General features: G+C 67.7%; 11 protein-coding genes. 5 read left to right on the forward strand and 6 right to left on the reverse strand.

The window, feature by feature from the left end; all coding sequences use genetic code 11:
- Window positions 1–12: 12 nt before the first annotated feature.
- Entirely contained in the window at window positions 13–1,575 is a 1,563-nt protein-coding gene (gene metG / locus AB0L57_RS24040) for a methionine--tRNA ligase (protein ID WP_364966177.1), read from the reverse strand.
- A gap of 103 nt (window positions 1,576–1,678) precedes the next feature.
- Between metG and AB0L57_RS24045 the strand changes: the two genes are divergently transcribed.
- Both AB0L57_RS24045 and AB0L57_RS24050 read left to right on the forward strand, forming a co-directional pair.
- On the forward strand, window positions 1,679–2,515 hold the full coding sequence (locus AB0L57_RS24045) for a TatD family hydrolase (RefSeq protein ID WP_364966180.1): 837 nt from the start codon (window positions 1,679–1,681) through the stop codon (window positions 2,513–2,515).
- Window positions 2,516–2,795: 280 nt separating this feature from the next.
- Entirely contained in the window at window positions 2,796–3,923 is a 1,128-nt protein-coding gene (locus tag AB0L57_RS24050) for a transglycosylase family protein (protein ID WP_364966519.1), read from the forward strand.
- Window positions 3,924–4,038: 115 nt separating this feature from the next.
- On the opposite strand, the gene AB0L57_RS24055 is transcribed toward AB0L57_RS24050, so the two are convergent.
- The gene (locus AB0L57_RS24055; protein WP_364966183.1) at window positions 4,039–4,803 is read right to left on the reverse strand and encodes an SDR family NAD(P)-dependent oxidoreductase; all 765 of its coding nucleotides are present in this window, start codon (window positions 4,801–4,803) and stop codon (window positions 4,039–4,041) included.
- Window positions 4,804–4,993: 190 nt separating this feature from the next.
- Here AB0L57_RS24055 and AB0L57_RS24060 point away from each other — a divergent pair, with 190 nt between their 5' ends.
- Together AB0L57_RS24060 and rsmA are read left to right on the forward strand one after the other, a co-directional pair.
- Window positions 4,994–6,181 (forward strand): lipase family protein, encoded by a 1,188-nt coding sequence (locus AB0L57_RS24060; RefSeq protein WP_364966187.1) that lies wholly within the window; start codon window positions 4,994–4,996, stop codon window positions 6,179–6,181.
- Window positions 6,182–6,203: 22 nt separating this feature from the next.
- Window positions 6,204–7,085, forward strand: a complete 882-nt coding sequence (gene rsmA / locus AB0L57_RS24065) for a 16S rRNA (adenine(1518)-N(6)/adenine(1519)-N(6))-dimethyltransferase RsmA (protein ID WP_364966190.1) — start codon at window positions 6,204–6,206, stop codon at window positions 7,083–7,085.
- 137 nt (window positions 7,086–7,222) lie between these two features.
- On the opposite strand, the gene AB0L57_RS24070 is transcribed toward rsmA, so the two are convergent.
- The 4 genes from AB0L57_RS24070 to AB0L57_RS24085 form a co-directional block, all read right to left on the reverse strand.
- Entirely contained in the window at window positions 7,223–7,567 is a 345-nt protein-coding gene (locus tag AB0L57_RS24070) for a hypothetical protein (protein WP_364966193.1), read from the reverse strand.
- Window positions 7,568–7,711: 144 nt separating this feature from the next.
- Entirely contained in the window at window positions 7,712–9,949 is a 2,238-nt protein-coding gene (locus tag AB0L57_RS24075; RefSeq protein ID WP_364966195.1) for a heavy metal translocating P-type ATPase, read from the reverse strand.
- A complete protein-coding gene (locus AB0L57_RS24080; RefSeq protein ID WP_364966197.1) occupies window positions 9,946–10,842 on the reverse strand; it encodes a hypothetical protein in 897 nt (298 codons plus the stop codon). Before AB0L57_RS24080 ends, AB0L57_RS24075 begins: the two co-directional genes overlap by 4 nt.
- A 1-nt stretch (window position 10,843) precedes the next feature.
- The gene (locus AB0L57_RS24085; protein WP_364966199.1) at window positions 10,844–11,050 is read right to left on the reverse strand and encodes a copper ion binding protein; all 207 of its coding nucleotides are present in this window, start codon (window positions 11,048–11,050) and stop codon (window positions 10,844–10,846) included.
- 241 nt (window positions 11,051–11,291) lie between these two features.
- Between AB0L57_RS24085 and AB0L57_RS24090 the strand changes: the two genes are divergently transcribed.
- Complete coding sequence (locus AB0L57_RS24090) at window positions 11,292–12,221, forward strand: 4-(cytidine 5'-diphospho)-2-C-methyl-D-erythritol kinase (protein ID WP_364966202.1); 930 nt, start codon at window positions 11,292–11,294, stop codon at window positions 12,219–12,221.
- Window positions 12,222–12,229 lie beyond the last annotated feature (8 nt).

The raw sequence follows: 12,229 nt of genomic DNA on the forward strand, positions 1-12,229 counted from the left end.
ACCGGCGGGCCGCTATTTCGGCTCGACGTACTTCGGGAAAACCGGTTCGGGCGCGGGTAACGACGATCCGGCGACGATCGGGGTCTCGATATCGCCGAAGGTGCGCGCGGTCTGGCCGAGCTGATCCAGGATTCGTCCCGCCGAACCCGGAATCACCGGCTGCACCAGGATGGACACGATCCGCAGCACCTCGAGTGTCACGTAGAGCACGGTGGCCTCGCGGGCGATGTCCTCGGGGGTTCCCGATTTCGCCAGCGCCCACGGCTGCTGTGCGGAAAAGTATTTGTTCGTCTCGCCCAGCGTCAGCCAGATCGCCTCGAGCGCCAGATGGATCTGCTGGACGTCGAATTCGGTGCGGCAGCGTTCCAGCAGCCCGCGTGCGCGATCGAGCAGTTCGCGGTCGGCATCGGTGAATTCACCGGGAGTCGGTACGACGGAATCGAAATCGCGGGCCACCATCTTCAGGCTGCGCTGCACCAGATTGCCGTATTCGTTGGCCAGATCGGAATTGATCCGCCCCACGATGGCGTCGTGGCTGTAGGAGCCGTCCTGGCCGTAGGAGATTTCGCGGAGGAAGAAGAACCGCACCGCATCCAGGCCGTACTGTTCGACCAGATCCAGCGGATCCACCACATTGCCGACCGATTTCGACATCTTCTCGCCCTTGTTGAACAAGAAGCCGTGCACGAATACACGTTTCGGCAATTCGATGCCCGCCGACATCAGGAACGCCGGCCAGTACACAGTGTGAAAACGGGTGATGTCCTTGCCGATGATGTGCACATCGGCGGGCCAGAACCGTTGGAAGGACGCCGAATCCGTATTCGGGAAGCCCGCGCCGGTCAGATAGTTGGTGAGCGCGTCCACCCACACATACATCACGTGTGCGGGGTCGCCGGGCACCGGAACGCCCCAGTCGAAGGTGGTCCGCGAGATCGACAGATCCTTCAGGCCGGCCTTCACGTAGCTGACGATCTCGTTGCGGCGGGTGGCGGGAAGAATGAAATCCGGTGTGTTCTCGTACAGTTCGAGCAGCTTGTCCTGATACTTGGACAACCGGAAGAAGTAGTTCGACTCCTCGGTCCACTCCACCGGCGTCCGGGTTTCGGTCGCCAGCCGGGTCCCGTCCTCGGCGACGGTGGTTTCCTCTTCGGTGTAGAACGCCTCGTCGCGGACGGAGTACCAGCCCGCGTAGGTGTCGAGGTAGATGTCACCGGCGGCCTGCATCCGCTTCCAGATCGCGACGCTGGCGGCCAGATGATCCTCGTCGGTGGTGCGGATGAACCGGTCGTGGGAAATATCGAGCGCCTTGTCCATCCGCTCGAACACATCCGAATTGCGGGCGGCGTATTCCTCCACGCTCACACCCGCGGCGCGCGCGGCCTGCTGCACTTTCTGGCCGTGCTCGTCGGTGCCGGTCATGAAGAACACGTCGAAGCCGTCGAGGCGTTTGAACCGCGCCAGCGTATCGGTGGAGATGTACTCGTAGGCGTGGCCGATATGCGGTGCGCCGTTCGGATAGGCGATTGCCGTGGTGATGTAGAAGGCCGGTGCCGTGCGTTCGGGTGCGCTCATGGTGGGTCCACTCTAATCCGCCGCCATTATCGCCTCACGCCGATATCCCGCCCGCAGGCGCCGGGGCGGTCGCGCGTTCGCCGCGGGTGTCTAATCTGGTCCGATGCCCGGTAAACGACCCGCACCCGAGCCGCCCGAACCGCTGTCGCCGTTGGTCGACGCGCACACCCATCTCGACGCGTGCGGTGCGACGGACGCGGAATCGGTTGCCGCCATGGTGGATCGGGCCGCCGCGGTGGGTGTCGGCAGAGTCGTGACCATCGCCGACGATCTCGATGCCGCCCGGTTCGCCGTCGACGCCGCGCACTGGGATCCGCGGGTGTACGCCGCGGTCGCCCTGCATCCGACCCGCGCGAACGTCCTCGACGATTCCGCTCGAGCCGAACTGGAGAAACTCGCCGCCGACCCACGGGTGGTCGCGGTGGGCGAGACCGGACTCGACTACTACTGGCCGGGCAAACTCGACGGCTGCGCCACGGTAGAGGAGCAGGTCGAGGGCTTCCGCTGGCACATCGACCTCGCCAAGCGGCTGGGCAAACCGCTCATGATCCACAATCGCGAGGCCGATCACGATCTGCTGGCGGTGCTGCTGGACGAGGGTGCGCCGGAGACGGTGATCTTCCATTGCTTCTCCTCCGACGCGAACATGGCGCTGGCCTGCGTGGCCGAGGGATATGTGCTGAGTTTCTCCGGCACGGTCAGTTTCAAGAACGCGCACGAGCTGCGGGAGGCGGCCAAGGTGGTGCCGGATCAGCAGATCCTGGTGGAGACCGATGCGCCGTTCCTGACGCCGCATCCGTTCCGAGGCGCGCCGAACGAGCCGTACTGCCTGCCGTATACCGTCCGTGCCCTGGCCGGGGTGCGCGAACAGGATCCGGCCGAACTCGCCGAGATCACCACGGCCAACGCCGAGCGGGTCTACGGGCTGCCGCGTTCCTGAGCCCCGGCCCCTCTCGGAGCCTCGGCGAACGAGGCCCGGACGGGGCAGCGTGCCCCGCCACGAGGGTCGCGCGGACGTCGCGATCGAATTCGGCGTGCAGTGCGTCACATAACCGGCGGCTGGAGCGCGCGGTGTGCTCCAGTTCACTTACGATTGCGCGGTCGTAATATTTCCGGGTCGACGATATCGAATCGTGATGTGGAAATCCCCTGTTCCAGGGCATGAAGTTGCCACGGACCGAGCCCCTCGTTATCGTATTGTGACCATGCCGGAGTTTCGGATATCCGCTCTCCAGCGGATCAACACGTCGCGATCGCCGCTGCTCTACGCGGCGATCGCCGCGATGCTGATCGCCCTCATCATCGGGGCGAGTCTGGCGATCGTGAATCGCAAGACCGTCACGCTGGTGGTCGACGGGCAGCACACCACCGTCCACACGATGGCCGCCAGCGTCAAGGGCGTGCTCAAGGCCGGCGGGTTCACGCTGGCCGGCAAGGATTCGGTATCGCCGAGCGGTGACGCCGATATCGCCGATGGCGCCACCATCACCCTCGATCGCGCCCGCCCGGTCACCCTCACCTTCGACGGCAGGACCAAGCAGGTCTGGACGACCGCCTACACCGTCGGCGACGCGCTGACCAAGCTGCAGCTGCCCGGCGATGTCTTCGTCTCGCCCTCGCGTCCCACCCCGCTGCCGCTGCAGGGCGCCGCGCTGGCCGTCACCAGCCCGCGCACCGTTCAGCTGTCCGACAACGGTGACGCGATGAGCTATGTCCGGCTGGCCGCGCCGACCGTCGGCGAACTGCTGCAGGTGCAGGGTGTGCCGCTGGCCGGCGAGGACACCGTCGAACCCGGCGCCACCACCACACTGCACGACGGTATGAAGATCACCGTCACCCGCAAGCGCACCGAGAAGGTCACCGAGCGTGAACCGCTCGATCCTCCCGAGAACGTCATCGACGATGCCGACCTCAACATGAGCCGGACGGTCGTCGAGAATCCGGGCAAGGCCGGGGTGCAGGACGTCACCTACAACGTGTCCATCGTCAACGGTCAGGAAGCCGGGCGGGAAGCCGTGGACCATGCCGTCATCGTCCCCGCGCAGGCCAAGACCGTGCGCAAGGGCGCCAAACCCGGCACCGAGGTGCCGCCGGTACGCGACGGGGCGGTATGGGACGCACTCGCCAAATGCGAATCGGGCGGAAACTGGGGAATCAATACGGGGAACGGATATTTCGGGGGCGTCCAGTTCGATACGAACACCTGGTCGCGCCAAGGCGGGTTGCGCTACGCGGAGCGTCCGGATCTGGCCACCCGCGAGGAACAGATCGCCATTGCCGAGGTGACGCGGGCCCGGCAAGGATGGGGAGCCTGGCCCACGTGCACCGGTCGGCTGGGGATCAGCTGAATTTGTGTCCGCCGCTTCGCCGCGGCGGGGTTTTCGGGTCAGTCCAAGATCGAGGCGGCCGAAAACCATCGATGTGCACGTCTCGGGAACGCTGACCTTGGTGGCGGGCGGCCCTTCACATCAGCGCGCCACCGTCGACGCGGATCTCGGAACCGGTGATGTAGCGGCCGTCCTCGGAGGCAACCATGGCCACCACGCCTGCGACGTCGGCGGGGCTGCCCAGGGCGCCGCCGTCGAGCCAGCCGGTGAGGCGGGCGAACAGGGACCAGTCGGCGTTCTCCGGAGTCTCGAGGTTGCTGGTGATGCCGCTGGTGATCCCGCCGGGGACGATGTTCACCGCGCGCAGCCCCTGTTTCGAGTACTCGAGGGCCACGGCATGGGTCATCGCGTTGACGCCGCCCTTGGACGCGGCGTAGGCGGCCATGTAGGGGTGGGAGCCGAAGGCGGCGGTGGAGGAGAAGTTCACGATCACCGGGTGCTCGGTCCGCAGCAGCGCCGGCAGGGTGGCCTGCATCATGAGGAAGGTGCCGGTGAGGTTGATGCCGATGACCTGGTTCCAGGATTCGAACGGCATATCGTGCGTGTGTGCGGTGCGCATGATTCCGGCCGCGTTGACCAGGACGTCCAGTCCGCCCAGATGATCGACGGCCGCACCGCACGCCGTTCGCACCGATTCCGGATCGGCCACGTCGACGGTCACCGTGTGCAGGCGATCGGCGTGCTCGCCCGCGGCGGCCACGGTCGCCTTCAGGCCGGGTTCGGAGATGTCGGCGCCCACCACGTGCGCGCCCTCGGCGAGCATGCGGGCCACGATGCCCTGTCCGATGCCCGAGCCCGCCCCGGTCACCACCACTCGTCGTCCCTCGTGCCTGCGCGTCATAGCGGTCGTCCTCTCCTGCTTCGGGCACGGTGAAACCGGATGCGCCACCGCCCGTTCGGCGAATACACAGAAATTAGAACGTGTATCAGTTTCCGTCAACGCTCTGTGACGCCACGGCCTGGTGATTCGCGAGTGCGCGGAAGGTGGGCGCCGTAAAATCGGCAGATCCCCGACGATGTGAGGTGGCCTCATGCGTGTGTCGAATGGCTCGGCTCGGATGCGCCGTCCCCTCGCGGCCGTGGCTCTCGCGGCGGGAGCGTTGCTGGCGGTCTCCGTGGTGGCGGTACCGCGGGCCGCCGCCGAGCCCGCCGGGACCACGATCTCGGTCACCGCACGGCCCGACGGCTGGCACGGCATGACCGGCGGCTCCGTGCTCGACTACTGGACGACGACCTCCGCAGGCGCACCGGCGCGGGCCAGCGGTGCGGTCTTCCTGCCGCCCGGCGAAGCACCCCCGGGTGGCTGGCCCGTGGTCGCCTACGACCACGGGACCGCCGGCCTGGGGATGGGTTGCAGCGGGATCTCCAATCCCGAGGGTGCGCCCTTCCCGGTCGGCCGGGCGAAGGAGAACCGCATCCTGCAGTACTTCCAGTCGCAGGGGTTCGCGGTCGTGGCGACGGACTATCTCGGTCTGGGCGCTTTCGATACCGGCCCGCACCCCTACCTGCAGCTCCGGACCGAGGCGACCGCCACCATCGATATGGTGCGGGCGGCCCGGGCCGCCTATCCGCAGCTGTCGCGGACCTGGGTGGCCGCCGGTGTCTCGCAGGGTGGACAAGCCGCACTGGGTACGAGCCACATGCAACGGACCTACGCGCCCGATCTCGACTTCCGCGGGACCATCGCGGTCGATCCGGAATCCGATGTCGAAAAGGTCCTGCCCGCCGCCGGGCCGTGGGTGCCGGATACCTCGGCGATCGGTGACGGCAGTACCGCCTTCATCTCCGGGATCCTGGTCGGACTGCGTGAGACCCGGCCCGATATCGATGTGAACAGCTATCTGAGCCCCAGCGGCCGCCGGCTACTCGACAGCATCGAAGCCGCGTGCCTGGACAAGATGGTCCAGCAGGTCAAGGGCTTGCCGCTCGGACAGCTGTTCTCCAGGCCGCTGGGCGATCCGCAGTTCACCGCCGCTCTGACCGACTACATGGCCATACCGACCAGTGGCTACAACGCTCCGATCCTGTTGCTGCTCAACGCGACCGACAAAACCGTGCCCTCTCCGCTGCACGCCGCCCTCGCCGCGCAATTCGCCGCCAATGGGGTGGATGCGCAGTCCGTGGTCGGCACCGGCCAGCACGGAGATCTGAATCCGCAGATGTGGGCGGCCATGGACCAGTTCTTCGCGCGCGTCCGGTCCACGCCCACCGTGCCGTAGTCGCACTGATACCTTGTCGGGCGTGTCCGAACCTGTGAGCGAAGCCCGTGGCCTGGCCGAACTGCTCGGTCCCGCCGAGGTGCGGGTGCTGGCGGAGCGGTTCGGCGTGCGGCCGACCAAGCAGCTCGGCCAGAACTTCGTCCACGATGCGAACACGGTGCGCCGGATCGTCGCGGCGGCGGGAGTGCATCGCGACGATGTGGTGCTGGAGGTGGGGCCGGGGCTCGGCTCGCTGACCATGGCGCTGCTCGACGTGGTGGATCGGGTGATCGCCGTCGAGCTGGACCCGGTTCTCGCGCAACATCTTCCGGAGACGGTGACCGACCGGGCCCCGGAGCTGATGGACCGGCTGACGGTGGTGCCCGGTGACGCGCTGCGGGTCTCCGCCGCCGATGTCCCTGGCGCGCCGACCGCGCTGGTGGCGAATCTGCCCTACAACGTCGCGGTGCCGGTGCTGCTGCATCTACTGGCCGAATTGCCCAGCATCCGAACGGCTTTGGTGATGGTGCAGGCCGAGGTGGCCGATCGCCTGTCGGCCGAGCCCGGTTCGCGGATCTATGGGGTGCCGAGTGTGAAGGCGGGCTTCTTCGGCACCGTACGGCGCGCGGGAGCGGTGGGCCGACAGGTGTTCTGGCCGGTTCCGCAGGTCGAATCCGGTCTGGTGCGCATCGAACGTTACGAGCGGCCGCCATGGTCGCTCGACGCCGAACATCGTGCGCGGGTATTCACGGTCGTCGATGCGGCATTCGCTCAGCGCCGCAAGACATTACGAGCCGCACTGGCGGGCTGGGCGGGATCCCCGGCGGAGGCGGAACGGCGGTTGGTCGCCGCGGGAATCGCACCGACGGCTCGCGGGGAAACGCTCGACACCGCGGCATTCGTACGGTTGGCCGAACAGAGCTGACGCCGAGCTGGATCGGGATCGGTGGGACAGCTCGGCATCCGGTACGGCGGCGAACACGTGCCGCGCGTTCGACAGCGACGGTGTCGGCTCGGTGCCGCGGGACATCGCGGGCCTGGCGGAGAATGGGCCTCCGCTGATCAAAGCCGAGTCTGCTCGATGCCCGGGATCTCCCGCGCGGCCTGAATCGTCGCCAGCGGATCCCGCACCGGTGGCGGGGGCTCGTTGCGGCGGCGCACCATCAGGATCGAGTACACGCACAGGATGGCCATCCCCCCGAATATGCTGCTCACCACGACATTCCGTTCGGTGGACGCACCACTGACGGCGGGACTGCTGGCTGCCAGGGCCAGCGATCCCACCGCGCACAGGCCCAGACTCAGCTGGAAGTAGCGCTGGGTGGGGCCGTCGAGAGCCCGGGCGAGAAACAGGGCGGCGACGCTGGCGAACCAGATCGCCATTCCGGCCCCGAACAGAACGGTCATGTGCTCCCCTGAAATCTCCTCGTGCCGTGCCGGCCCGATGAATTCATCTGACTCGACAGCGTATTCGTGTATTCGCACAGAAATTATGGCCGACCGGGCGAACCGAGTGATCGGTGGTCCGGTCGGCCATGTTTGTGCTGGTGGTCAGCGGAACCGGCGCAGGCGCAGGCTGTTGCTCACCACGAACACGCTCGACAGCGCCATCGCCGCACCCGCGAGCATCGGGTTGAGCAGACCCGCCGCGGCCAGCGGGATCGCGGCGACGTTGTAGCCGAAGGCCCAGAACAGATTGCCCTTGATGGTGCGCAGCGTGGCGCGGGACAACCGGATCGCGGTGGCCACGGTGCGCAGATCGCCACGCACCAGGGTGATGTCGCCGGCCTCGATCGCCACATCTGTGCCGGTGCCCATGGCCAGGCCCAGATCCGCCTGGGCGAGGGCGGCCGCGTCGTTGACGCCGTCGCCGACCATCGCGACCACCTTGCCCTGGTTCTGCAGCCGCTTCACCACATCGAGTTTGTCGGCGGGCAGTACCTCGGCGATGACCTCGTCGATGCCGGCCTGATCGGCGACGGTGCGGGCGGTGGCCGCATTGTCGCCCGTCAGCAGGACCGGGGTCAGTCCCAGTGCACGCACATCCGCGATGGCGTCGGCGCTGGTGGCCTTGATCGCGTCGGCGATCACGAGCACACCGCGTGCCGTGCCGTCCCAGGCCACCACGATCGCGGTCCGGCCCGCCCGCTCGGCCTCGGATTTGGCCTGTGCCAACGATTCCGGGATCTCGACCGACCAATCCGCCAGCAACTCGGTGCGTCCCACCACGACGGCTCGATCGCCGACCAGGCCCTGCACGCCCTTGCCGCCGTGGCTCACGAACTGCTGCACCGATTCACCACCGAGCCCGCGTTCGGTGGCGCCGCGCACCACGGCCCGTGCGACCGGGTGTTCGGAGCCGTGTTCCACGGCCGCGGCGACGGTGAGCAATTCGTCCGCGTCCTGGCCCTCGGCGGCGATCACATCTGCCAGCGACATGGTGCCGGTGGTCACCGTTCCGGTCTTGTCCAGTACGACCGTATCGATGCGGCGGGTCGATTCCAGCACCTGCGGTCCCTTGATCAGGATGCCGAGCTGGGCGCCGCGACCGGTGCCGACCAATAGTGCGGTGGGTGTGGCCAGGCCCAGGGCGCACGGGCAGGCGATGATGAGCACCGCGACCGCGGCACCGAAGGCCACCGCCACCGCGGACCCGCTGCCGAGCCAGAAGCCCAGGGTGACAACCGAAATCGCGATCACGATCGGCACGAACACACCGGCGATCCGATCGGCCAGCCGCTGCACGGGCGCCTTACCGTTCTGCGCGTCCTCGACCAGCGCGGCCATCTGGGCGAGCTGGGTATCGGCTCCGATACGGGTGGCCCGCACGGTGAGTACACCGCCGACGTTGACGGTCGCGCCGATCACCGGATCGCCGGGACCGACCTCGACCGGCACCGATTCACCGGTCAACATGCTCATGTCCAGAGCCGAACCACCTTCGGTGACCACACCGTCGGTGGCGACCTTCTCGCCCGGGCGGACCAGGAACAGATCCCCGACACGCAGTTCCGCGATCGGTACCCGTTGTTCGGCACCCTCGCGCAGGACGGCCACATCCTTGGCGCCCAATTCGAGCAGTGCCCGCAGCGCCGATCCGGCGCGGTCCTTGGCCCGGGTCTCGAAGTACCGGCCGGCCAGGATGAACAGGATCACCCCGGCGGCGACCTCGAAGTAGATGTTCGACGCCGAGGCGGCCCGCTCGACCGAGAAGCTGAAACCGTGCTTCATCCCGGGCATGCCGGCATCACCGAAGAACAGGGCGTACACCGACCACGCGTATGCGGACAGGGTGCCCAGTGAGATCAGCGTGTCCATGGTGGCGGTGGCGTGCCGGGCATTGACCCAGGCGGCGCGATGGAAGGCGGCGCCGCCCCAGAACACCACCGGGGTGGCCAGGGTCAGTGAAAGCCACTGCCAGTTGCGGAACTGCAGTGCCGGGATCATCGCCAGGGCGATCACCGGAACCGACAGTGCGAGGCTCACGAGGAGTCGACGGCGCAGCTCGTGCAGCGGTGAATTCGACGGAACATCCTCGGCGGCAGCACTTTCCGGCGGCCTGCTGTCGTGCACGGTCGCGGTGTAGCCGGTGTCGACGACACGTTCGACGATCTGATCGGGCGTCACCGATTCGGGAAAGCTGACCTTCGCCTTCTCGGTGGCGTAGTTGACCGTGGCGCTGACCCCGTCGATCCGGTTGAGTTTCTTCTCGATCCGCGCGGCGCAGGAGGCGCAGGTCATCCCACCGATTTCCAGTTCGATGGAGCGCTCGGTCGTGGGCGCGCTCATTGGTGACCTCCTTCGTGCCGGTCGTGGGTGTTCGGGCCGGGTGTCGCACCGCCGATGGCATCGGCGGTGAACTCCGCGGTGTGGACCTTGCCGTCATGGGCGAAGTCCAGGTACAAGCGGTAGGCGTCGGCGCTCGGCGCCTGGGCGTGGAAGGCGACCCGCGGCCCGGCGGGAGTCGAGCCGATCTCGCCTTCCGGATGAACATGAAGATAGGACAGATCGTCCGAGCGCAGTGCCACCAGGTGCCCGTAGGCGCCCAGATAGGGCTGCAGATCCGTGACGGGTTTCCCGTCCTTGCTGACGGCGAAGCTCACGTCGCTGCCGCCGGTCGACAGATCGCCGTCCATGCGGACCCGGTAACCATCGACGGTGGTGGTGCGCGAAACGGCCGGCAGTGGTGTGTCGGTGGCCGGTCCGGGGACGGTGACGGTACTGCTGAGGACCAGTTCACCGGGAGCGCCGGCCGGGCGGGAATCGGCGAAGATGCGGTAGGTGCCCGGCGTGCGCCAGGTCCAGTCGATGGACCAGGTGCCGGCGGCATCTCGGACCGGGTGCACGTGCCGGTATTCGGTGGTGTCGGAGCGGACCGCGATCAGATGCAGATCCTTCTCGTGCAGATCGGTGTACGCGGTGACGGGGGCGCCGTCGGGGCCGTCGATCCGGAAGCGGAGACTGCCGGGGGTGTCGGTGGTGGTGGGTGCGCTCAGTGCGGTGAGGGTGTATCCGGATTCGGATGCCCGCAGCCCGGTGCCCGTGGCTTCGCCGGTCGCGGAGGTGTGGTGGCCGGCGGCCGGCTCGGTCGGATCGCCCACCAGCGATCCGATACCGAACGCGGCCCCGAACAGCACGACCAGCCCGCCGCCGAACGCGGCGAACTTCAGTCGATCGTTCATCTCAGCTCGCCACCTGATATCCCGCCTCGTCGACGGCGGCGACGATGTCGGCCGGGGTCAGCGGGGCGGCGGATTCGACCTGGACGCGGCCGGACGCGAGGTCGACATCGACGCCGGTGACGCCGTCGATCTTGCCGATCTCCTTCTGCACCGACGCCACGCAGTGGCCGCAGGTCATTCCGGTGACGGTGTAGGTGCTGGTAGCCATTGTCGCTTCCTTCGATCGTTTTATACGGTGAGGGGGTATCCCCTGACATCTCCGAACATACCCCCCATGGGTACCTGATGCAAGCCGCTCCAGCGAGGAATTCCGGCGGCGGCCACGGGTGCTCCGGGCATGCGTGAGATCACCGCAGCTCATCGCGGTACGAGAGGTGTGTCACCCATCGATCGAGACCGGGATGCGCGGCAAACCAGCCGTTTGCGGCGCGGCCGGATAACCTTGCCCCGTGCTGTCTGTAGTACCCAGTTCGGTGGTCGTGCGTGCCCCGTCGAAGGTCAATCTTCATCTCGGGGTCGGTGACCTGCGTGGCGACGGTTACCACGAACTGACCACGGTCTTCCAGGCGCTCTCCCTCGCCGACGATGTGCGAATCTCCCCGGCGGGCTCGCTCGCGGTGACGGTGCAGGGTGAGGGTGCCGCGCAAGTTCCCGTCGATCGAACGAACCTGGTGTGGCAGGCGGCCGTGCGGCTCGGACATCTCGCGGGCCGGGCGCCGACGGTCGAGATCGCGATCGAGAAGGGGATTCCGGTCGCGGGCGGGATGGCCGGTGGTAGTGCGGATGCCGCCGCAACGCTGGTCGGGCTGAATCAGCTGTGGAATCTGGAGATGTCGCGCGACGAATTGGCCGATGTAGCGGCCGAACTCGGCAGTGATGTGCCCTTCGCGCTGCACGGCGGTACCGCACTGGGGCGCGGCCGCGGTGAACAGCTCCTTCCGGTACTGTCGCGCAACACCTTCCACTGGGTGCTGGCGCTGGCCAAGGACGGACTGTCGACGCCGCGGGTGTTCGGGGAACTCGACCGGCTGCGGGAGCAAGGCGAACCGCCGCGGCTGGGCGATCCGCAGGAATTGCTGCAGGCGTTGGCGTCCGGAGATGCGGCCCAGCTCGCCCCGCTGCTCGGAAACGATCTGCAGGCCGCGGCGCTGTCGCTGAATCCGGCCCTGCGCCGCACCCTGCGGGCCGGAGTCGAGGCGGGTGCGCTGGCCGGAATCGTCTCCGGATCGGGCCCCACCTGTGCCTTCCTGTGCGGCAGCGAGTCCGCGGCGGTGGCGGTGTCTGCGGAACTGGCCGGTGCCGGTGTCTGCCGCAGCGTGCGCACCGCCGCCGGGCCGGTTCCCGGTGCCCGGGTGACGGGCGAGGCCGGCCAGTACTGACCGGCCTC

It is taken from the genome of Nocardia sp. NPDC052254, assembly GCF_040679495.1.
Taxonomy (GTDB): Bacteria; Actinomycetota; Actinomycetes; order Mycobacteriales; family Mycobacteriaceae; genus Nocardia.

Excerpts from the sequence above, each read along its gene's own strand:
- metG (WP_364966177.1), bottom strand. The coding sequence starts at position 1,575 with ATGAGCGCACCCGAACGCACGGCACCGGCCTTCTACATCACCACGGCA.
- AB0L57_RS24045 (WP_364966180.1), top strand. The coding sequence starts at position 1,679 with ATGCCCGGTAAACGACCCGCACCCGAGCCGCCCGAACCGCTGTCGCCG.
- AB0L57_RS24055 (WP_364966183.1), bottom strand. The coding sequence starts at position 4,803 with ATGACGCGCAGGCACGAGGGACGACGAGTGGTGGTGACCGGGGCGGGC.
- AB0L57_RS24060 (WP_364966187.1), top strand. The coding sequence starts at position 4,994 with ATGCGTGTGTCGAATGGCTCGGCTCGGATGCGCCGTCCCCTCGCGGCC.
- AB0L57_RS24070 (WP_364966193.1), bottom strand. The coding sequence starts at position 7,567 with ATGACCGTTCTGTTCGGGGCCGGAATGGCGATCTGGTTCGCCAGCGTC.
- AB0L57_RS24075 (WP_364966195.1), bottom strand. The coding sequence starts at position 9,949 with ATGAGCGCGCCCACGACCGAGCGCTCCATCGAACTGGAAATCGGTGGG.
- AB0L57_RS24080 (WP_364966197.1), bottom strand. The coding sequence starts at position 10,842 with ATGAACGATCGACTGAAGTTCGCCGCGTTCGGCGGCGGGCTGGTCGTG.
- AB0L57_RS24085 (WP_364966199.1), bottom strand. The coding sequence starts at position 11,050 with ATGGCTACCAGCACCTACACCGTCACCGGAATGACCTGCGGCCACTGC.